This window comes from Actinorugispora endophytica (genome assembly GCF_004363075.1).
GTDB lineage: Bacteria > Actinomycetota > Actinomycetes > Streptosporangiales > Streptosporangiaceae > Actinorugispora > Actinorugispora endophytica.
On record NZ_SNYN01000009.1, the window covers coordinates 25,466 to 46,806 of the forward strand.

Genomic DNA, 21,341 nt, shown 5'->3' on the forward strand with positions numbered 1-21,341 from the left:
GGATCGTCCGCGCGGGCGCGGACGGGGAGCGCTCCCCGTCCGCGCCCGCGCGCGTCGGCCGCCACTGTTGCCGGATCCGCCCCATCCGTGCCAATGTGCGAAGGCCCCCGCGTGGCCGCTTGCCAAGGGCCTCCGTATGGGGAACGGTTGCACCAGGCAGGTGGAAAGGGCACCGCGAGTGACGGAGACCGGGGTACTCACAGCCCGCGGGTTCAGGCCGCTGGCCGGACCCTTCGCACGCTGGGCGGAGCGCAGGGGGACGACCGCGGCCGCCACGGGCCGGGCCGGACTCGTCCTCACCGCCGTCGCGGCCGTCTGGTTCAGCTCCGGAACACCGCGCGACTCCCTGATCGGCTCGGGGTTCCTCGCCCTGGTCCTGTTCGCGGACGCCGCCGGGGACCGGTTGTGGTCGGAGTCGGGGCCGCGCGACGCCCTCACCGCGTGGAGCACGACGGTCCTGACGCACCTGCGCGAATGCGTCCTCTACGTCGGCCTGGCGGCCGGGGCGGTCGCGGCCGGGGCCGCCGACGCCTGGGTCTGGGCGGCCGGGGCGCTGATCGCGCGGGCGCTGCACGGGTCCGCGCTGTCGGCGCGGGCGGCACGGGCGGCCGGAGCGGGTGCCGCGCCCCGGGACTCCGCCGCGTCCGAGGCCGGGCGCCTCTCCCCGATCGACGTGGTGGACCCCAGCCGGAGCGGCCGCGCCCCGGCGGACCCGTCGTTCACCGCCGAGCTGCTGGGCGACGCCGAACCGGAGCCCGTGGACAACGGCCGCCGGGACGCTCCCATCCGCATCCGCACGACCCCGCCGCCCAGGGGCGGTGGGCTGACGCCGCTCAGGAGCGTCTCCGCGGGCGCGGGATCGTCGAGAAAGGACCGGAACACGACGGGCCGGGTCCCAATCCGTATCCGGACCCCGAAGGCCGGACACGGCCTCATGCGGGCGCTCACGGCCTTCGCCTCGTCCGAACGCTTCCTTGTGGTTGCCGTCACGGTAACGATTTGGGATGCATCGGTGACCTTCATCGCACTGGTCGTCGGGTCCGTCATCGCGTTGGCGGTCGGCGCGGCGACGGACTCCCTCCGACACGCTCCCTGAGGCCGACCATGACTCCGAACCCGCGACCGACGCCCGCTTCCGGACAGGTCACCACCCTTCCCGACCTGCGGTTCCTGCGCGACGACGGTCATCTGAGCGCGGGGATCGGCACCCTCGTCCAGGGGGCGCTGCCGCCGTTCCTGCCGGCGCTCGCGGGAATCCTGGTGATGGGGGTGCTCCTGGCCACCGGCCTCGGCGACCTGACCGGGATCACCCTGTTCGCCCCCGCGGCGGCGCTCCTGCTCTCGGGGGTGGCCTCGGGGCACCCGCACGACGGGCGGTTTGATTGGATAGTGCCGCCGCTGCTGCGCGGAGCGGAGTACCTTTACCTGCTCGCGCTCGGATACGGTGCAGGCGTACCGGGTCCCATGGTGTTCGCGCTCATCGCGGTGGTCGTCCTCCACCACGCCTCCGCAGTGCGCCGGGCCCGCTGCGGCGTCCCGCCATCCGAATGGGCCATGCGGGCGATGCTGGGCTGGGACGGCCGGATGCTCGTGGTCGCGGCCGGGGGTGTAATGGGATGGTTCCCGTTCGCCTACGGCCTGCTCGCGGGCTATCTGGCGGTGGTGCTCGTATGGGAGTCCGCCACGAGCTGGCTCGCGACCCCCGTCACGGCGGCGGCGGACGGACCGGACAACGAATCAGGAGGCGTGGACGCCTCCGCAGTCTGAAGAGGAAGGCGCCTACATGCTCGGTATGGTTCTGGCCGCGGGAGCGGGCCGTCGCCTGCGCCCGTACACCGACACCCTGCCCAAGGCCCTGGTGCCGGTCGACGGCGAGACGACCATCATGGACATCTCGCTGCGTAACCTGGCCGCCGCCGGCCTCACCGACGTGGTCGTCGTCGTGGGCTACCGCGCCGAGGCCGTCGAGGAGCGCAAGGAGGCGCTGGAGCGCCGCCACGGCGTGAAGATCACCACGGTCTTCAACGACAAGGCCGAGGTGTGGAACAACGCCTACTCGCTGTGGACCGCCCGCGACCACTTCGCCGAGGGCGTCCTTCTCGTCAACGGTGACACCGTCCACCCGGTCGGCGTCGAGGAAACGCTATTCGCCGCACGCGGACCAGAACTCCTCCTCGCGGTGGACAACGTGAAAACACTGGCGGACGAGGAGATGAAGGTGACCCTGGACGACTCGGGGCACCTCAGGCGGATCACCAAGCTGATGGACCCCGCCACGGCCGCGGGCGAGTACATCGGCGCCACCCTCATCGAGGGCGGCATCGCCGGCCGGCTGGCCGACGCGCTCAAGGCCACCTGGGAGCGCGACCCCGACCTGTACTACGAGGACGGCTACCAGGAGCTCGTCGACCGGGGCGGCAAGATCGCCGTGGCGCCGATCGGCGAGGTCGAATGGGTCGAGGTCGACAACCACGACGACCTCGCCCGCGCGCGGGAGATCGCATGCCGCTACTAGCCCGGATGCTCGCCTCCCCCCTCGCGATCGACGTGCGCCGGGGAGCGATCGCCGACCTCGGCGTTCTGCTCGCCGACCGGCGCATCGCGAACGAGGGGCGGATCGCGGTGGCGGTCGGTCCGGGGCAGGGCGCGCAGATCGCGGCCGACCTCGACCTGCCCAACTGCGAGGTGTTCCGGGTCGAGAACGGGAGCGTGGACGCCGCGACCGAGCTCGGCAAGAAGCTGCGCGCCGGGGCGTACGAGGCCGTCGCCGGGATCGGCGGCGGCAGGACCATCGACGTCACCAAGTTCGCCGCGACCATGGCCGGGATCCCGATGGTGGCGGTCGCCACCAACCTCTCCCACGACGGAATCGCGTCCCCGGTGAGCTCGCTCGAGCACGAGAGCGGCAAGGGCTCCTACGGCGTCACCATGCCGATCGCGGTCGTCGTGGACGTGGACTACGTGCGCTCGGGGCCCGAGCGCCTGGTCCGCTCCGGGATCGGCGACGCCATCAGCAACCTGTCCGCGATCGCCGACTGGGAGCTGGCCGGCCAGGAGATGGGCGAGCCGGTGGACGGGATGGCCGTCACCTTCGCCCGGGTCGCCGCCGAGGCGCTCCTGCACCGCCCCGACTCCATCGACTCCCAGGAGTTCCTGACCGCGCTGGCCGAGGCGCTGGTGCTGTCGGGCATGGCGATGTCGGTGGCCGGGTCCAGCAGGCCCGCCAGCGGCGCCTGCCACGAGATCCTGCACGCCGTCGACCAGCTCTACCCGGGGACCAGCAACCACGGGGAGCTGGCCGGGATCGGCGCGCTCTACGCCTACTTCCTGCGCGTGCGCCACCTGGGGCGGGGGCAGGAGCGGTTCGACGACGTCCGCGCCTGCCTGCTCCGCCACGAGCTGCCGACCCGGCCCGAGGAGATCGGGCTGGACGAGGAGCGGTTCGCGCGCGCCGTGGCGCTCGCGCCCTCCACCCGTCCGGGGCGCTACACGATCCTGGAACACCTGAACCTAAACGATGACGAGATCAGGCGGAGTGTCCGTGACTATGTCCAAACCCTCGGTCACTGAGGTCCGGGCCGGCGGACAGCCGGAGGGCATCAAGGAGCGGGTCAACGAGGAGCACTGGGCCGGTCGCCTCTACATGCGCGACATCTCGCCCTACCTGAGCACGTTCTTCGTCCGCCTGGGCGTGCCGCCGAACCCGATCACCTACCTGATGATGGCGTTCGGGGTGCTCGCCGGGGTCACGCTGGCCTTCGGCGGGCTGTGGTCGGCGCTGGCGGCGGCCGTCCTCATCCAGGTCTACCTGCTGCTGGACTGCTCCGATGGTGAGGTCGCCCGGTTCACCGGCCGCACCAGCGTCGCGGGGATCTACCTGGACCGCATCGGCCACTACCTGTCCGAGATCGCCCTGCTCATCGGGCTCGGCATCCGCGCCCAGGGGGAGTTCGAGGCGGGCGGCTGGGTGATAGCGGGGATGGCGGCGGCGATCGGCGCCGCGCTGATCAAGGTCGAGACGGACAACGTGGTGGTGGCCAGGGCGAAGGCGGGGCTGGGCGAGCACGTGTCGGAGGCGGCCATGCGGCCGCGTTCGGCGGGGCTGAGCCTGGCCCGCAGACTGGCCTCGGCGCTGCGCTTCCACCGGATCATCCAGGCGGTCGAGCTGTCCCTGCTGGTGGTCGCGGTCGCCGTCGTGGACGCCGTCCGAGGGGACCTGCTCGCCACCCAGGTGCTGGTCGCGGTGTGCGTCGCGGTCGCGGCCCTGCAGACGGTGCTGCACCTGGTCAGCATTCTGGCCTCGCGCCGCCTCCAGTAGGGGCGGCTGTTCCCGGTTCCGCCGGTTTCCAACCCCGGTTGATGCGGTCGTTACCGGGTTCATGCGATCGTTGGACTCTATTGGTCGGTTATCCATCTCGACGAACGGTTGTCGATGAGCAGTTCGGTCTCCCCACACGCGTCGCGGCAGAGCGCGGCGCCCGCCCAGTCAGTCGTGTCCCCCCAGGACGCGCCGCCGCACGGGGGACCGCTGTCGGCGGAAGGTGAACGGCACGAGTCCGGTGAACGGCGCGGGGGTGCGCAGCGGTTGAAGATCTCCTGTGTCCTGTTGACGATGGGCAACCGCCCGGCCGAACTGCGCAGGGCCATCGACAGCGTGTTCGACCAGGAGGGCGTCGACATCGAGGTGATCGTCGTCGGGAACGGCTCGGACCTGCCGGAGCTGGGCGACCGGGTGACCACGCTGCGGCTGCCCGAGAACGTCGGCATCCCGGCGGGGCGCAACGAGGGCGTCAGGATCAGCAGCGGCGAGATCGTCCTGTTCCTCGACGACGACGGCTGGTACCGCTCGCGGGACCTGGCCCGGCACGTGCACGACCGCTTCGCCGCGGATCCGGGGCTGGGCGCGCTGTCGTTCCGGATCGCCGACCCCGACGGCGGCCCCGACCAGCGGCGGCACGTGCCGCGGCTGCGGGTGGGCGACCCCCGGCGGTCCAGCAGGGTGACCACCTTCCTGGGCGGCGCCTCGGCGGTCCGGCGGACCGCCTTCGACCAGGGCGGCGGCCTTCCCGGAGCGTTCTTCTACGCGCACGAGGAGACCGACCTGGCCTGGCGCATCCTGGACGCGGGCTTCCACATCGAGTACGACGCCGAGGCGGTCATGTACCACCCGGCCGTCGCCCCGACCCGGCACGCGGACTTCTACCGGCTCAACGCCCGCAACCGGGTCTGGCTGGCCCGGCGCAACCTGCCCTGGCCGCTGGCACTGGCCTACCTGGGCACCTGGGTGGGGATGACGGTGCTGCGCGAGCGCTCGGGGGCCGCCCTGCGCGCCTGGTTCGCGGGCTTCGGCGAGGGGTGGCGCCAGGACGCGGGGGAGCGCGCCCCGATCAAGTGGTCCACCGCGTGGCGGATGACCAGGGACGGCCGCCCGCCCGTCATCTGACCCGGACACGGGGAAGGGGCCAGGACCGCATCAGGCGGTCCGGGCCCCTTCGCGCGGGGGCGTCCTACAGCTGGGTCACGACGTCCTCGTAGTCCAGGCGGGGCAGGCGGTCGAACCAGGGGTTCTCGCCGGGCCTGCCGATGTTGACCACGACCAGGGACCGGTACCGGCCCTCGGGGAAGAACTCGGCGTCGACCGCGGCGGCGTCGAAACCGGTCATGGGGCCGGCGGCCAGTCCGGCGGCGCGCACGCCCAGGATGAAGTAGCCGACCTGGAGCGAGGCGTTGAGCCGCGCGGTGGAGTAGCGGTTGTCGGCGTCGCCCGCGAACGCGTCCTTGACCATCTGCTCCCGGACGGGGAAGAAGCGGCCCGCGAGCTCGTGGAAGTCGGAGTCGGCCGACAGGATCGCGGTGAGCGGCGCGGACAGGGTCTTGGCCCTGTTGCCCTCCGCCATGTGTCGCACGAGGCGCTCGCGGCTCTCGCGGGTGCGCAGCAGCGTGATCCGCAGCGGCTGGGTGTTCATGGCGGTCGGGGCGTACTTCACCAGGTCGTGGATCGCGCGGACCTGCTCGTCGGTCACCGGTTCCGCGCTGAAGCTGTTCGCGCTCCGGGCGTGGCGGAACAGGAGGTCCTGGGCGTCCTTGGCGAGTTCCAGCGGCTCTGGGGTGGAGGACATGTTTCTTTCCCTGTGGGTGAGAGGTCGTGGGACGGTCACCCGTCCAAAACTTCTCTTCCAGGGAAACTATTCCACTTGCTAAATATGGTTGGTCTCACATAGGCCCAGATCAGAGGCGGTGGCCTTGGTGTCGGCCTCCCCGACCGGGCGCGGCGGGAGCACCGGCGTCGGGATCGTCACCCCCGGGGGAGGGAGGACCGGGAGCGCGGTCCGGCCTGCCGGGGCAGCTCGGGGCGGACCGCCCCGCCGGACTCCCCGCGCTCGCGCCGGACGAAGGTCGGCGACTGCTGCGGCCGGGGACTCCGCGCCCACTCCTCCAGAGTGCGTACGAACACCTCCGCCTGGGACGGCCAGTGGAAGCGGGCGCGCGCGATCGCGTGCCCGGCGCGCGCGTACGCCGAACGCAGCCGCCCGTCGCCGCGCAGCCGGAGGACCGCGGCCGCGGCCGCCTCCGGGTCGCCGAACGGCACGACGGTTCCGCAGGGCCCCTGCGGCTGGTCGGACACCAGCGCCCGCGTCGCCGGATCAGGGGTGGTCACCACGGGGATCCCGTGCGCCATGTACTCCACCACCCGGGTCGGCGGCTCGTGCCGGCGCAGCCCCGAGTCGGGCGGCAGGCACAGCCCGGCGGTGGCTCCGCTGATCAGACGCAGTGCCTGGTCGTTGGGAAGGAAGCCGTACCAGCGGATCGAGTCCTCCCGCTGGGCCTGGCGCAGCAGCGCGCGGACCGGCGGATCGGCCGGGCCGACCACCTCCAGCGACACCCCGCGCGCCCGCAGGAGCCGGCCCGTCGCGACCAGTTCGGCGGCGCCCCGCTCCGTCGAGAGCCGGCCGAGGTACACCACCCGGTCGGTTCCCGGCGGACGGGCGGGGGCCTCCGGCACGACGGTGGTGTTGGGTACGACCGGGTGGTCGCCCGCGAACCGGTCGCGGTAGCCCTCCTCGGCGAGCAGCAGCCGCACCCGGCGCTCGGCCGCGCGCTCCAGCACCCGGACCAGCGGCCCCAGCGGGCGGCGCAGCGGCAGGGGCACCCACTCCTTGGCGGGCAGCGCGGCCGCGAGGTCGTCGTGCACGTCCCACACGGTGACGGGGCGCCGCCCCGGCAGGGCCATCAGGAGTTCGGGGTCGTGCACGAGCAGGAGGTCGGCCTCGGCGGCGTGCTCGGCGAGCACCGACCGGGCCGCCCGCAGCGCGGCGAGCCGCCGGCGGCCCCGGGCGCGGGGCAGGTCGACCGCGATGACCTCGGGCCACGGGGTCACGCCCCGGGCTCGGAACGGCGCGGCGTAGGTGACGGTGTGCCCCGCGTCCAGCAGCGAGCGGATCTGCCGGTGCAGAATGCGCGCGTCCTGCGGATGGTGGACCACCGTGGCCACGAGTACGTGCATGTCCGGCTTCACCTGAACCTCTCGCTGCCCGCCCGGACAGGGTCGAACGCCTATCGGTTCAGGCTAGAAGGCGAGTTGGACGGCCGGTGAAAAGCCGGGTGACGCGCGGGCGTGGAGCGGATGAACCCCAAGGGGCGTCATCGGGCGGGCGCCTCCCGGAGCCCGCCCGGCGGGCGGTCAAAGCACCTGCAGGCCGTCGCGGACGACGGGCGTGGTGGTCCGTGAGCCCTGCGGGTCGTTCGGGTTCGGGCGGCGCAGCACACCCCGGGTGTCCAGCAGCAGCCGGGCCCGCTCGGTGAGCAGCTCCCGAGTGTACTCCCGGTGGTCGGTGAGCAGGATCGTCAGGTCCGCCTCGGCCAGCGCCTGCCCGAGGTTCTCGGCGCGGGGCACCGGCTCGCCGTTCACGCGCCAGTCCGAGACGTAGGGGTCGTGGTAGGACAGCGTCGCGCCCTTGCCCGCGAGCTTGGCGGCCACGGGCTCGGACGGGGACTCGCGCCGGTCGGCGATGTCGGCCTTGTAGGTGGCGCCGAGCAGCAGGATCCTGGAGCGCGACAGCGCCAGCCCGCTCTCGTTGAGCATCTCCTGGGCCCGCTGGAGCACGTACCCGGGCATCCGGGCGTTGATCTCCTGGGCGAGCTCGACGAAGCGGAACGGGTACCCCAGCGTCTTGACCTTGTACGACAGGTAGTTCGGGTCGATCGGGATGCAGTGTCCGCCCACGCCCGGCCCCGGGTAGAACGCCTGGAAGCCGAACGGCTTGGTGGCGGCGCACGCGATGGAGTCCCACAGGTCCACCCCGAGTTCCCGGCAGAAGACCGCCATCTCGTTGACCAGGGCGATGTTGACGTGCCGGTAGGTGTTCTCCAGCAGTTTGGCCATCTCGGCCTCGCGGGTCCCCCGGGCGCGGACCACGGTCCGCACGAACTTGCCGTAGAAGGCCGCCGCCATCTCCCCGCAGAGATCAGTGTGCCCGCCCACGACCTTGGGGGTGTTGGCCACGCCGAAGAGGGGGTTGCCCGGGTCGATGCGCTCGGGGGAGAACGCCAGGTGGAAGTCCTCGCCGGCGTTCAGGCCCGACTTCTCCAGGATCGGGCGCACGACCTCGTCGGTGGTCCCCGGGTAGGTGGTCGACTCCAGGATGACCAGGCTGTCCCGGGTCAGGTGCTCGGCGACCGCCTCGGCGGCGGAGGTGACGGGGCCCAGGTCCGGGCCGCCGTCGGGGGACAAGGGGGTGGGAACGCAGATCACGATGGTCTGGGCGCCTTTGAGGGCGCTCGGGTCGACGGTGGCCTCGAACCCGGACAGGCGCATTTCGGCGATGTCGGCCTCGGAGAGGTCGTCGATATGGGACAGCCCCGCGTTCAGGCCGTCGACCACGCGCCGGTTCACGTCGAGGCCGGTGACTCTGAGACCCGTCCGGACGGCCTCCTGGGCGAGTGGCAGCCCTACGTAGCCCAGTCCGATGACCACCAGGTCGGATGTGGAAGTCGAGACACCCACAGCAGTTCCCCCTTGTATGAAAACGTGTTCGCAGAGACGTTAAAGAATTTCTCGGTGGCTAGACGCCCGAGATTAGTTCCGCGTTGCCTTCCGGTATCGGTAATGGCCTGATCAGGTCAATTTTCTTCCTGACATAGTGTGGCCCCCGATGGCGAGGTATACGACTGCGGGATACCTCTGGCACGCGGTCGATCGTAGCGTTTTTGCAGGTTAAATGTCATGCTCTTGGTGGGTGAAAAGTCTCAGAAGGTGAGAGTCGGAAGAATCGATCAAGAAGTCTCCAATAATGCGCCCCTCGTCATCAACAACTTTAATGATTTCTCCTCACTCCCCTGGGTCACTGTTCACAACCCGTAATCCAGGAGTCGCAGCGGCAGGGGTTTTCCGGTCCGGCCCGGGAACGCGCGCCGATCGGCACTACGATGGCCGCATGTCGGCGGCGCGCTTCCGGGGCCGGTCGGCCGCGCGGATCGTCGCGGCGACCGTCGGAAGTGGAGCCGAGTTCATCGCCCGTTCATCCGCGTTCGTCATCGTGGACGACGGACGAGTGGAAGGGGGGTCGGCGTCGGCGGCCCGGCCGTTGGCCGGTGCGAACGCGCCGAGAACGTTATGAAACGGCGTGACCAGAGCCAGACCGAACAACTGCGCAAGGCGCTCGCCGAACGGGAGGCCCGACTCCAGGAGGCGCAGGCGCGCCTGGCCGCGCTGGAGGGGTCCACCTCGCTCCAGGTCGGCCGGGCGCTCACCGGGGCGGCCAAGAAGCCCGGACGGGGACTCGTGCGGCTGCCGCGCGAGCTCTACCGGCTGTGGCGGGGCAGCAGCGGGGCCGGGGGCCACGCGACGGGAGGCCGCGTACGCGGCGCCACCGAGCCGGTGCGCTCCTACGACGCCGAACGCCAGGAGGCCCGGCTGCTCGCGGGGCAGGCCACCGCCCGCGACGACCGGATCGTCATCGCCGGGATACTCTCGGCGGAGGCACGCGCCGCCCTCGAGCACTGCGCGCGGATCATCCCGCTGCGCCCGCACGACGTCCAGGTGGTCTTCGACTCCGTGGACGTGGACCTGGTGCTGGTCTCGGCCTCGGCCGCGCGCCCCGGAAACCTGTGGGCGCACGTGGGATCCCCGGCCGCGGTCGACCGCACCCGGGCGCTGCGCTGGGTGCTCGAGTCGGCGGCCGCGCGCGGCGTCCCCTCGATCCTCGTCAAGGACGTCCCGGCTCCGCCCGCCCTCGCCGGACTCGGCTTCGAGCACGTCCACGACGGCGACCTCGGCGTCCCCCTGCACCGCTTCAACCCCATCGCCGCCGAGCCCGAACGCGGAGCGGTCCCCGTGCACGTGAGCGGCGCGGCCGCCGCCCCGGCGCTGCCGCCCGCGCTCGCCGGACAGGGCCCGGACCGGATCGTCCGCGCCGAACCGGCCTGGGACGGCCTCCCGGACACCCTGCGCGCGGCCGCGTCCGCCGTCGTGGACACCGCGGCCCTGGCGGACCGGGCCGCGGCCTGCGGCGCCCGCGCGCTGCTCGTCGGCGCCCGGCCCGAACCGGACCTGCCCCAGTCGGTCGCGCGTACCGGGGCCGGAGCCGAGGACCTCGCCCGGGTGGCCGCGGCGGGGCCGCTCACCCCGGGCGAGCTGCGCCTGGCGCTGCGCTCGATCTTCCTGGCCAGGGCCACCCCGGTGCGACTGGCCGAACTCCTGGAACGGGTGAGCCTGGCCCCGGGCAGCGGGTCGCCGGCGCTGCCGCTGGCCGGCCGCGCCGTCGCGGTCCTGGCCCGACCGCTCGACGACACCGAGTCGCTGGCCCTGGCCGACGACGTCTTCCGGCAGCGGCACCCGCCCGCCGAGATCGTCGTCCCCGCCTCGCGTGTCCGGTTCGCCGGGGTGGAGCGGCTGCGGGCGCGCGGCTTCGCGGTGCGCGCCGTGCCCGACCCCGAGCGGGGGGCGTCCCCGTACGGCGAGTGGGCCCGGCTCGCGGCGGCGGCCACCACGCCCTGGACGGCACTGTGGGAGAGCCCCGGGGGGGAGTCCCTCCTCGCCGACGCGCTGTGCGCCGCGGAGTGTTCCGGCGCCGACGCGGTGGGCCCCGCCGTCACCGCGGGCGGTGGCACCGGGGGCCGCTCCGGCGCTGACGACCTCGGCTGGGCCGCAGCGGGGCAGGAGTACGTGTTCGTCAGTGAGGTCCGCCCGGTCCTGGCCCGCCGGGACCTCGTCCGCAAGGGCCTGCACCCGGGGGTGTGGAGCCGCCACGGCGCCCGCCTCCTCGCCCTGGGCGACCTGCGCCCGACCGGCCACGACACCGCCCCGGACCACGCCCACGCCGGCTAGCGCGGCGACCGCGGACGTCCGCCGGGCCGGGGGGCGGGGAAACCTCCTCGACCGGCGGTGACCTCTCACGGTCCGCTGCGGCCCGGGAGGGCGTCCGGCCGACCCGGCGAACGCCTCGGGCCGGCCCACCGGCGTCCCGCGTCCGGGGCCCGACCGGGGGCTCCGCGGCGGCACACTGGGAACGGTAAGGCCCGGACTCCGGAAGGGAACCACGTTGAGCATCCGCGCACTGGTCTATGGCGACGCCGACCCCGACGTCATGGACGCGGGGGCCGTCTGGGCGCAGTCCACGACCCGGGCACTGGCGGCCGCCGGATGCGAGACCACGCTGCTGCTCAAGGCGCGGTCGACCACGGACCGGCTGGTGGAGCCGCTGGCCGGAGTGGCCGGGGTCGTGGTGCGGCGCCCCTACGAGGAGTCGCTCGTGCCCGACCGGGGACCGCACGGGCTCACCCCCGAGCAGGCGGTCGAGCTGATCACCCGACTCGACGGCGAGCGGCGCTTCGACGTCGTCGTCCTGCGCGGGCGGCGGGTGGCCGCGGTCGCCTCGCACTCCGAGACGCTCGCCGGGAGGCTCTGGACCTGCCTCGCCGACATCCCGAGCGGTGTCGCGGACCTGACATCGAGCACCGTCGCCGAACTCACCGACATCGCCCTGGCCTCCCGGTTCCTGCTCTGCCCCAGCGAGGAGCTGCGCGGCTTCCTCGAATCGGCGGTGCCGGCGGCCTGCGGCCGCAGCGTGCTCCTGCCCCCGGTCGTCACCACGCCCGGCGCACCCGACGCCGTGAGCCGGCCGCGCGTCCCCCTCCAGCTCGTCTACGCGGGCACGTTCTCCCCCCGCCGCAACACCCTGGAGATGACCGGGCTGCCCGCCGCGCTCGCGGCGAGGGGCGTGCCCGCCGAACTGCACATGGTCGGCGACGTGGCGGACCGGGGGCCCTCCGACTGGGGAAGGCGCATGGTGAAGGCGCTGGAGGACACCCCCGACGTGGTGTGGCACGGCGGCCGCTCCCGCGCCGAGACGCTGGAGCTGGCGGCCCGGTGCGACGTCGCCCTGGCCTGGAGGCACCCCGACCTCGACGCGGCCCTGGAGCCGTCCCTGAAGACGCTGGAACCGGGCGCGCTGGGCCTCCCCGTGGTCCTGAACCACACCCCCGCGCACGAGGAGCTGTTCGGCGCCGACTACCCCCTCTACTCGGGGCCCGGCCTGGACTCCGTCGTCGACGCCCTGGCGCGCGCCGCCGACCCCGGGACGCACCGCGCGGCGGCGCAGCGCAGCGCCGCGGTGTCGGCGCCGTTCACCCTGGACCAGGCGGTGGCGCTGCTGCGCTCCTACCTGAGCCTGGCCTTCCCGTCCGCGCCCAGGGGGACCAACCCCCGGCTCCCGCTCAAGGTGGTGGTCGCCGGGCACGAGCTCAAGTACCTCACCCGGCTCGTCGAGCACCTGGACGCGCTGCCCGGAATCGAGGTGCGCGTCGACGAGTGGGAGGGGCTGCGCACGCACGACCAGTACCGCAGCCGGGAGCTCGCGGCCTGGGCCGACGTGGTCGTCTGCGAGTGGTGCGGCCCCAACGCGCTGTTCTACGCCCGGCACAAGCGGGACGGGCAGCGGCTCCTGGTCCGGCTGCACCGGTTCGAGCTGTCCACCGAGTGGCCGCGCCGCCTCGACATCGAGAAGGTGGACGCCGTCGTCTGCGTCAGCCCCCACTACGCCGCTCTCGCCCGCGAGCGCGCCAGCTGGCCCGCCGACAAGGTGGTGTCGCTGCCCAGCGGGGTCGACGTGGCGCAGCTCTCCCGGCCGAAGCTGCCGGGCGCGCGGTACACGCTCGGGATGATCGGCGTCGCCCCCTCGCGCAAGCGGGTCGACCGCGCCCTGGACGTGCTCGCCGACCTGAGGCGGCGCGACCCCCGCTACACCCTGGCCGTCAAGACCAGGCAGCCGTGGGACTACTGGTGGGTGTGGAACCGGCCGGAGGAGCGCGACTACTACGAGCGCGCCTACCGGCGCATCCAGCGCTCGGAGACGCTCGCCGACGGGGTGGTGTTCGACCCGTACGGCCCCGATGTCGCGGTGTGGCTGCGCAGGGTCGGCTTCGTCCTGTCCACCAGCGACGACGAGAGCTTCCACCTGGGGCCCGCCGAGGGCGCCGCGTCGGGGAGCGTGCCCGCCGTTCTGGACTGGCCCGGCGCGGACACCGTCTACTCGCGCCGTTGGGTGCACGAGAGCCCCGGCGCCATGGCCGACGCCGTGCACGCCGTCGTCACCGGGGGGCGCTTCGACGCGGTCCGCGCCGAGGCCCGGGCCGAGATCGCGGAGAACTACTCGATGCCCCGGGTCCTCGACGCGTGGACGCGGCTGATCGTCACCGGAGACCGCCCCGAACCGGTCCGCCCCGAGAGCGGAGGGCCGGCCGGGTGATCCTCCCCGTCCACCGGCGGCGGTCGAAGGCCGCGCGGCGGTAGGCCCCGGGGCGGCCGCCGGCGTTCCCGGCGCCGGCGACCGCCCCGACGGGGATCAGCCGCAGGAGCTCTCCTGGGCCTCGGCGGTCTTGCCGTCCACGGGCAGGTCGGTGCCGCCGCCGCTGGTCGGCTCCCCCTTGAAGCCGCCCCACTCGCCCGCGATGACCAGCTGGACGGTCCCGCCCAGGAGCGGGTTCTCCGCGGTGGTGGCGGACTCGAGCTCGGCGGCGACGGCCTTGGCGTGCCCCTCGAAGCCGGTGCCGTAGTAGACGGTGGTCTCCGCCGGGATCTCGCCGTCGGGGTTGCGGCTGCCGGCGACCACGAAGCCCTGCGCGCCGAGGTGGCTGCCCACCTCGCTGCCCAGGCCGTTGACGTCGGTGCCGTTGAGGACCTCCACGGAGACGTCGGAGGGGGCGACCGGGGGGGTCTCCTCTTCTTCCTCCTGCGGCTCCTCCTCGGGGGCCTCCTCTTCCTCCTCCTCGGCGATCGCGGTGTCGTTGGCGATGGCCGCGAACAGGTTGTCGGCGTCCGGCTGGGTCCAGGCGACCCGGTTCGCGTCCTCGGGGGCCTGCCCGTTGGGCACGGTGACGAACTGGATGTTGCCCATGTCGACCTGGCGCATCTGGATGGCGATGTCGGTCATCCTGTCGACGGTGAGCTCGTCGTCCACGGTGATGGAGTCGGTGACCGAGCCGAGGAAGGAGTAGATGCTGGTGGGGCTGGACATGATCTCGCCGCTCATGACCTTGCGCAGCATGGCGGCCAGGAAGTCCTGCTGCCGGTCGATCCGGCTCAGGTCGCTGCCGTCGCCCTGTCCGTAGCGCGAGCGCATGTAGCCCAGCGCCTGCTCGCCGTTCAGGGTCTGCTCGCCGGCGTCGAGGGTCAGGTCGGCCTTGGGGTCGTCGACGGGGGCGGGGATGCACATGTCCACGCCGCCGACGGCGTCCACCATGTCCTTGAAACCGGTGAAGTCGACGCTGACGAAGTGGTCGATGTGGATGCCGGTGAGCTGTTCGACGACCTGCCACTGGCACTGCACCCCGCCCTGGTCCATCGCGGAGTTGATCATCCCGTAGTGCGCGGCCATGCCGGGCTTGTCGCCGCTGGCCTCGCAGGCGGGCATGTTCACCATGGAGTCGCGGGGCAGGTTGATCAGCGTCGCGCCGTCGTAGCTGGGGGAGATGTGCGCGATGAGGAGCGAGTCGGGACGCTCGCCCTCGATCTCGCCGCCGTACTCGGCGTTGTCGCCGCTGCGCACGTCCGAGCCGATGATCATGATGTTGAGCGCGCCCTCGACCTTGGTCGGCCGGTCCCAGGCGTCGGTGTCGATGGTCTCCTGGTTGATGTTGCTGTAGATGTCGTAGTAGGCGCCGTACGCGGTGAGGCTGCTGCCGATGACGAGCGCGGTCGTTCCGACGGCGACCCAGCCGCCGGCGGTCAGCCCGCGCCGTACGGCGCGCGACCCGGCTGATCTGCGAGAAGAGGATCTTTTCGGCATCGGGCACCAAAGGGGTAGGCGTCAGGGGAGCGACTTCAGCGGGGTCTCCGAGGAGAGGGAGTCAGAAGGAGCGCCGGTGATGGCGGTGACGCGCTCCATGCCGAGTCGCGATTGCAGGGTAACCGAATCGAGACCTGGGACCAGCACCATCGCGGCGGAGCTGCTCAGCACACCCAAGAATCGGGACAGGTCACGCCCAAGCAGCGCAAGTGGGGCTGACTCGGAAGTGATGATAGCCACTCGGTCGGAGGCTGTCAGCTTCCAGGTCCGCGCGGTCCGCGCGCCCGCCGCCGCGAGTTCGGCCCCGGTGAAGGAGTCGTCTCCGTTCACCAGGGCGGCCGCCGCCGGGTCGACCGGGTCGGGTCGGAAGTGGTCGCCGTACCCGCGCACCTCCACCGAGTAGTCCAGAGCGGCGGGCGGGCGGTCCGCCAGGGGCAGGCCCAGCGGGTGGAGGGAGGTGCCGACGGCCTCGCGGGCGCCCGAGTCGAGGGCGGCCTCCAGGCGGGCGGCGTCGGCGACCGCGATGTCCCCCTCGGGCAGGTCCCCCGGGCCGGCCAGGACGGCGGTCAGCCCGGCGGACCAGCAGGCGATCGCCCACACCAGGCTCTGCCAGTGCACCGGGAGCGCGAGGACGACGCGCTCCCCGGGTTCGGCCCCGAGCCCGTCCACGAGCATGTTGGCGGTCTTGGAGACCCAGTTGTCGAAGGTGGCGAACGACAGCTCCACCCGGCCGCCGGTCGCCTCGTCGTAGGCGGTGACGAAGGGGCGCGCGGCGTCCACGGCCCTGGCCTCCTGCCACAACTGCACGGGTGTTCGCACGGACACGGCGGCATCTCCTCGTCTGCACTGCGGATCGCGCACATGCTACCCATGCGGTGACCGGGCCCGTCGCGGTGATCGGGACGGGTCCGGTCCGGGTGCCGGAGGCCGATGTCCGCGGGGAGGACCGTCGGGGTCCCCGGGACGGCCGACAGCTGGCATCGTTGCCCTTATGCGCCTGACCCCCGGCTCCCTGCTCGCGCGGACCACCCTCGTCCCGGTCGTCGCCTTCACGGCGTGGCTGCTGGTGGCGTTCCCGCTGCTCCTCCTCGGTCTCCTCACCCCGCTGACGGGCCTCGTCGTGGGCCTGCCGACGGTCCTGGCGGCGCTCGCCCTCGTGCCGAGACTGGCGCCCGCGGTCGGCGGGGAGCCCGACGACGTCCCCTGGTGGCCGCTCGTCCTGGTCGTCCTGGTCGTCGTGGTCTTCGCCGCGGTCCAGGTCGCCTACCACTCCGAGCAGTTCGTCATCAGGCGGGACGCGGCCTCGTACGCCCAGTACACGGCGTGGATCGCGCAGAACGGCTACCTGCCCGTCCCGCAGCAGCGCGAGCTCATCGCGGGCGACGACTTCGCGCTGAGCTACAACAGCCTCGCCTACTACCAGGTGGACGACGTCGTCTGGCCGCAGTTCCTGGCCGGCGCGCCGCTGGTGTACTCGCTCGGCTTCTGGGCGGCGGGCCTCGGCGGGATGGTCGTGGTCCCGCCCCTCGTCGGCGCGCTCGGCGTCCTGACCTTCGCGGGGCTGACCGCCCGGCTCGTGGGCGCCCGCTGGGCGCCGCTGGCGGCCCTGACCCTGGCGGTGTGCCATCCCCAGCAGTGGATCAGCCGCTCCACCTACAGCGAGCCCGTCGCCCAGGTCCTGCTGCTCGGCGCGCTCGTCCTGGCCTACGACGCGCTCGCCCGCCGCGCGCGCCCGCTCGGCCGCTGGGGGGCTCCGCACGTGCTCGCCCTGGCCGCGGGGCTGGCCTTCGGCCTGGGGCTCCTCGTGCGCATCGACGCGATGCGCGACCTCCTCCCGGTCGTCGGCTTCCTGGGGCTGCTCCTGCTCGCGCGCCGGGGCCAGGCGCTGCCGATGGCCGTAGGCCTGTCCGTCGGCGTCGGCTACGGGCTCGTCGCCGGGTTCGTGCTGTCCAGGCCGTACCTCGAGTACCTGTCGGACTCGCTCGGCCCCCTCCTGCTCCTGAGCGGCGCCGTCGTCGCCGCCACGGCCGTGGCCGTGCTCGTGCTGTGGCGGCGCGGGGCGCCCCGCCTGGACCGCCCGGCGTGGCTGCCCAACGCCCTCGCGGTCGCCGTCCTGGTGGTCATGGCGGGGTTCGCGCTGCGCCCGCTGTTCTTCGTCCAGCGCGGCCACGGCGACGACGCGACCGGCCTGTACATCGGCCATGTGCAGGAGATCGAGGGCCTGCCCGTGGACCCGGACCGCACGTACGAGGAGATGAGCCTGTACTGGGTCGGCTGGTACGTGGGCCTGGCCGCGGTGCTCCTGGCCGCCTTCGGGGTCGCGCTGCTGCTGCGCCGGGTGGCGCTGCGCCGGGACCCCCAGTGGGCGCTGCCGCTCATGGTGCTGGTCTGGACGGTCTGCACCACACTGGTCCGGCCCGCCATCACCCCCGACCACCCGTGGGCGAGCCGCCGCCTCATCGTGCTGGTGATCCCGGCGTTCGTCCTGTTCGCCGTCTGGTTCCTGGCCTGGGCGTCCCGGTACCTGCGCGACCACCCGGCGGTGCCGCCGGCGTGGGCGCGCTCCGTCCTCGCGGCGGTCGGCGCGGCGGCGCTGCTGGTGCCCACGGCCGTCACCGCGGGCGGGATCATGGGCTACCGGACGGACGTCGGCTCGGTCGAGGCCACCCACCGGACCTGCGCGGAGATCCCCGACGACGCCAGCGTCGTTATCCTGGACCCCTCGACCGCCAGCAAGTTCATGCAGCTCATCCGCGGCATGTGCGGAGTGCCCACGGCGCACCTGAACCAGCCCGACCCCGACTCCGTGCGGCGGATCGTCGGCGAGATCCACGAGCGCGACCGGGACGCGGTCCTGGCCACGGCGAGCGCCGAGCAGCTGAGGCCGTTCATGCCGCCCGGTGTCGCCCCCCTCCACCCGTTCGACGTGCACACCGATCAGGACCCCAGCACCCTGATGGAGCCGCCGTCCGGCGCGTGGCGGTTCAACGGGGACGTCTGGATCGCGGTCCTGCCGAGGTGACGGCGCCCGCCCCAAGGCCCCGGAGTCGCTATCCTGGGGCCACCGTGAGTGAGACCATCCCCGCCCCCGAGACCGCAGCCCCCTACGCCACGATCGTGCTGCCCTGCTACAACGAGCAGGACCACGTGATCGCCGAGGTCGAGCGGATCTGCGCGGCGATGGACGGCAGCGAGTACTCCTACGAGCTGCTGGCCGTCGACGACGCCTCCACCGACGAGACCCTGGCCCGGCTGCGCGCCGCGGCGCCGCGCTTCCCGAACCTGCGGATCATCGCCTTCCCCAACAACGGCGGGACGGGCACGGTGCGCCGGATCGGCACCCAGCGGGCGCGCGGCGAGATCGTGGTGTGGACCGACGCGGACATGTCGTACCCGAACGAGCGCATCCCCGAACTCGTGGCGATCCTGGCCAAGGACGACACCGTCGACCAGGTGGTGGGCGCACGCGACCAGGAGATGGGCAGCCACAAGTTCCTGCGGGTCCCCACCAAGTGGCTGATCCGCAAGATCGCCGAGTGGCTGACCAACACCAGGATCCCCGACCTGAACTCGGGGCTGCGCGCCTTCCGGCGCGAGGTGTCGCTGCCCTACCTGCGGCTGCTCCCGCCGGGGTTCTCCTGCGTCACCACGATCACCCTGGCCTTCCTGTCCAACCAGCACGCCATCCACTACGAGCCGGTCGTGTACTCCAAGCGGGCCGGGCGCTCCAAGTTCCACTTCGTGCGCGACGCCTACCGGTACATCCTCCAGGTGCTGCGCATGGTCATGTACTTCAACCCGCTCAAGGTGCTGATGCCGCCCGCGCTGTGGCTGGTCGGGATCGGCGCGGGCAAGGTCGTCTACGACGTGGTCACCGACCCGGTGTACATCCGCAACAACACGATCATGCTGCTCATGGCGGGGTTCATGATCGCCTCGATGGCCCTGCTGGCCGACCTGATCGTGCGTTCGCGCGACGGCTCCTGACCGGCCGGGGCGAGAGGAGGGACGGATGCGGATCGCGCTGGTCGGACCCGTCCACCCGTACAAGGGCGGGGGAGCCCGGCACACCACCGAGCTCGCGCACCGGCTGGCCGCCGAGGGGCACGACGTCGTCGTGGAGTCGTGGCGCGCGCAGTACCCGGCCGCGCTGTACCCGGGCAGCCAGACCATCGGCGAGCCCGAGGGCGCGCTCTACCCGCGCACCAGGCGCGACCTCGCCTGGTACCGGCCCGACGGCTGGTACCGGACCGGACGCCGCCTGGGCCGCGAGGCGGACCTGGTGGTCCTCACCGTGTTCTCGCCCGTCCAGGTGCCGCCCTACCTGGGGATGCTCGCCGGGATCGGGCGCGCCGCGCGCACGGTCGCGCTGTGCCACAACGTGCTGCCGCACGAGCGGGGCCGGGCGGGAGCGGACGCCGCCCTGACGCGGCTGCTGCTCAACCGGGTGGACACCGTGCTGACCCACTCCCCCGAGCAGAAGGCCCTGGCCGCGCGGCTGCGGACCCGGGGCCGCCCGGACGTGCGGATGGCCGAGATGCCCCCGCACCTGCCCGAGGCCGTCCGCCCGGCCGCCGCGCCCGACGGGGTGCGCGGGCGGCTGCTCTTCTTCGGGTTCGTCCGCCCCTACAAGGGGGTGGACGTCCTTCTGCGCGCGCTCGCCGCCGGACCGCCGGGCATCGGGCTGACCGTCGCGGGCGAGTTCTGGGGCGGCTCGGACGCGCTGCGGGCCCTGGCGGACGAGCTGGGAGTGGCGGACCGGGTCGAGTGGCGCGAGGGCTACGTCCCGGCGGCCGGGCTCCCCGCCCTGTTCGCAGCCTGCGACGCGGTGGTGCTGCCCTACCGCTCGGCCACCGCCACCCAGAACGTGTGGCTGGCGCACGAGTACGGCCTGCCGGTGATCGCCACCCGCGTCGGCACCCTGCCGGACCACGTGGCCGACGGGGTGGACGGCCTGCTCTGCGACCCCGACGACCCGGCCGGCCTGGCGCGCGCCATCGCCGACTGCTACGCCCCCGGCCGCCTCCGGCGGCTGCGCGCGGGCGTCCGCCCGGTGGACCCCGAGGACCACTGGAAGCGGTACCTGGAGACCCTGACCGGTTGACCCGGTCCGGGCTACACCCCGTCGGGGCGGGAGCGGTCGCCCACCCGGACCCGGCCCAGGGCGAGCAGCGCCCACAGGACGTCGGCCGCGGTCATCACCAGGCGGGACAGGGCGGCGACCACCAGCGCGGAACCGGGGTCCAGGACGGGGGCCAGCGCCGCCACCAGGACCACCTCGCGCACCCCCAGGCCGGCCGGGGCGAGGACCACCACGACCCCCAGCGTCCAGGCCAGGGCGTAGGCGCCCATCGCGATCGGCAGGGAGCCCGGCCCGCCGCCGACGCCCGCGGCCAGGGACCACACGTGCAGGCCCATCGGCACCCAGGCGGCCAGTGTCCAGCCCACCGAGGCGGCCATGCCGCGGCCGCTGATCCGCTCCAGCTCCTCGTCGGGCACGTCGCGCGAGCGCCCGGTCAGGCGCAGGGCCAGATGCAGCAGCCAGGTCACCACCCGCGGGTGCAGCGCCGCGGCCAGCAGCGGAGCGCACGCCAGCACCCACCACCAGCGCTGCGCGGCCTCCGCCGAGGACAGCGGCAGGGTCACCGCCGCCACCAGCAGGTTCACCGTCAGCGTCACCGCGACCGCCAGCACCGTCGCGGTGATCCCGCGTCGGCGCGGGACCTGGAGGTCCCTGGCCAGCTCCACCTGGGCCACGAAGGCCCACACCGATCCCGGCAGGTACTTGCCGAGCTGGCCGACGAACATGATCCGCGCCGCGACCGGGACATCGAGCGGCGAGCCCAGATCGGCCAGCAGCGCCCGCCACGCCATCATCTGCGCGCCGAGCGAGGCCAGCGCGGCCGCCAGCGAGCCGGCGACCAGCCAGGGGGAGAGGGAGGCCAGCGCGTCGCCCGCCTCGTCCCAGCGCGTGTACAGCGCGAGGCCCGCGCATCCGAGGACGAGCAGGACGACGGCGGCGCGCACCCGGGGGTCGGCGCGGAGACGGCTCAGCAC

General features: G+C 73.2%; 17 protein-coding genes. 11 read left to right on the plus strand and 6 right to left on the minus strand.

Annotated elements, in window-relative coordinates; translation table 11 throughout:
- Window positions 1-178 precede the first annotated feature (178 nt).
- From EV190_RS13170 to EV190_RS13195, 6 genes are all read left to right on the plus strand, one after another.
- Window positions 179-1,096: a hypothetical protein gene (locus EV190_RS13170; protein ID WP_133741844.1), complete on the plus strand. Its 918-nt coding sequence runs from the start codon at window positions 179-181 to the stop codon at window positions 1,094-1,096.
- A gap of 8 nt (window positions 1,097-1,104) precedes the next feature.
- On the plus strand, window positions 1,105-1,767 hold the full coding sequence (locus tag EV190_RS13175; RefSeq protein ID WP_133741845.1) for a DUF5941 domain-containing protein: 663 nt from the start codon (window positions 1,105-1,107) through the stop codon (window positions 1,765-1,767).
- Between the two features lie 16 nt (window positions 1,768-1,783).
- On the plus strand, window positions 1,784-2,515 hold the full coding sequence (locus EV190_RS13180) for a phosphocholine cytidylyltransferase family protein (RefSeq protein ID WP_133741846.1): 732 nt from the start codon (window positions 1,784-1,786) through the stop codon (window positions 2,513-2,515).
- Window positions 2,516-2,520: 5 nt separating this feature from the next.
- On the plus strand, window positions 2,521-3,570 hold the full coding sequence (locus tag EV190_RS13185) for an iron-containing alcohol dehydrogenase family protein (protein WP_133741929.1): 1,050 nt from the start codon (window positions 2,521-2,523) through the stop codon (window positions 3,568-3,570).
- Window positions 3,548-4,318 (plus strand): CDP-alcohol phosphatidyltransferase family protein, encoded by a 771-nt coding sequence (locus EV190_RS13190; RefSeq protein WP_133741930.1) that lies wholly within the window; start codon window positions 3,548-3,550, stop codon window positions 4,316-4,318. The genes EV190_RS13185 and EV190_RS13190 overlap by 23 nt, the downstream gene beginning before the upstream one ends.
- A 294-nt stretch (window positions 4,319-4,612) precedes the next feature.
- Window positions 4,613-5,443, plus strand: coding sequence for a glycosyltransferase (locus EV190_RS13195; RefSeq protein WP_133741847.1), 831 nt, complete (start codon window positions 4,613-4,615; stop codon window positions 5,441-5,443).
- Window positions 5,444-5,507: 64 nt separating this feature from the next.
- On the opposite strand, the gene EV190_RS13200 is transcribed toward EV190_RS13195, so the two are convergent.
- The 3 genes from EV190_RS13200 to EV190_RS13210 all read right to left on the minus strand — a co-directional run bounded on the left by EV190_RS13200 (window position 5,508) and on the right by EV190_RS13210 (window position 9,004).
- The gene (locus EV190_RS13200) at window positions 5,508-6,119 is read right to left on the minus strand and encodes a malonic semialdehyde reductase (RefSeq protein ID WP_133741848.1); all 612 of its coding nucleotides are present in this window, start codon (window positions 6,117-6,119) and stop codon (window positions 5,508-5,510) included.
- Between the two features lie 176 nt (window positions 6,120-6,295).
- Window positions 6,296-7,504, minus strand: a complete 1,209-nt coding sequence (locus EV190_RS13205) for a glycosyltransferase family 4 protein (protein ID WP_133741849.1) — start codon at window positions 7,502-7,504, stop codon at window positions 6,296-6,298.
- Between the two features lie 177 nt (window positions 7,505-7,681).
- A complete protein-coding gene (locus EV190_RS13210) occupies window positions 7,682-9,004 on the minus strand; it encodes a nucleotide sugar dehydrogenase (RefSeq protein ID WP_133741850.1) in 1,323 nt (440 codons plus the stop codon).
- 609 nt (window positions 9,005-9,613) lie between these two features.
- Here EV190_RS13210 and EV190_RS13215 point away from each other — a divergent pair.
- Window positions 9,614-11,326, plus strand: a complete 1,713-nt coding sequence (locus EV190_RS13215; protein ID WP_133741851.1) for a hypothetical protein — start codon at window positions 9,614-9,616, stop codon at window positions 11,324-11,326.
- Window positions 11,327-11,585: 259 nt separating this feature from the next.
- Window positions 11,586-13,745 (plus strand): glycosyltransferase family 1 protein, encoded by a 2,160-nt coding sequence (locus EV190_RS13220; protein WP_243742563.1) that lies wholly within the window; start codon window positions 11,586-11,588, stop codon window positions 13,743-13,745.
- Window positions 13,746-13,841: 96 nt separating this feature from the next.
- Here the strand turns inward: EV190_RS13220 and EV190_RS13225 are convergent, their stop codons facing one another.
- On the minus strand, window positions 13,842-15,284 hold the full coding sequence (locus EV190_RS13225) for an LCP family protein (RefSeq protein ID WP_133741853.1): 1,443 nt from the start codon (window positions 15,282-15,284) through the stop codon (window positions 13,842-13,844).
- 21 nt (window positions 15,285-15,305) lie between these two features.
- Entirely contained in the window at window positions 15,306-16,109 is an 804-nt protein-coding gene (locus EV190_RS13230; RefSeq protein ID WP_133741854.1) for a TIGR03089 family protein, read from the minus strand.
- 166 nt (window positions 16,110-16,275) lie between these two features.
- On the opposite strand from EV190_RS13230, the gene EV190_RS13235 reads away from it, so the two are divergent.
- Genes EV190_RS13235 through EV190_RS13245 form a run of 3 tightly spaced genes read left to right on the plus strand, consistent with a single transcriptional unit; the run spans window position 16,276 to window position 20,388 of the window.
- On the plus strand, window positions 16,276-18,306 hold the full coding sequence (locus EV190_RS13235; RefSeq protein ID WP_133741855.1) for a hypothetical protein: 2,031 nt from the start codon (window positions 16,276-16,278) through the stop codon (window positions 18,304-18,306).
- Window positions 18,307-18,350: 44 nt separating this feature from the next.
- Window positions 18,351-19,271, plus strand: coding sequence for a glycosyltransferase family 2 protein (locus tag EV190_RS13240; protein WP_133741856.1), 921 nt, complete (start codon window positions 18,351-18,353; stop codon window positions 19,269-19,271).
- Between the two features lie 25 nt (window positions 19,272-19,296).
- Complete coding sequence (locus EV190_RS13245; RefSeq protein WP_133741857.1) at window positions 19,297-20,388, plus strand: glycosyltransferase family 4 protein; 1,092 nt, start codon at window positions 19,297-19,299, stop codon at window positions 20,386-20,388.
- A gap of 11 nt (window positions 20,389-20,399) precedes the next feature.
- Here EV190_RS13245 and EV190_RS13250 read toward each other — a convergent pair whose 3' ends face one another.
- Window positions 20,400-21,341: a lysylphosphatidylglycerol synthase transmembrane domain-containing protein gene (locus EV190_RS13250; RefSeq protein WP_133741858.1), complete on the minus strand. Its 942-nt coding sequence runs from the start codon at window positions 21,339-21,341 to the stop codon at window positions 20,400-20,402.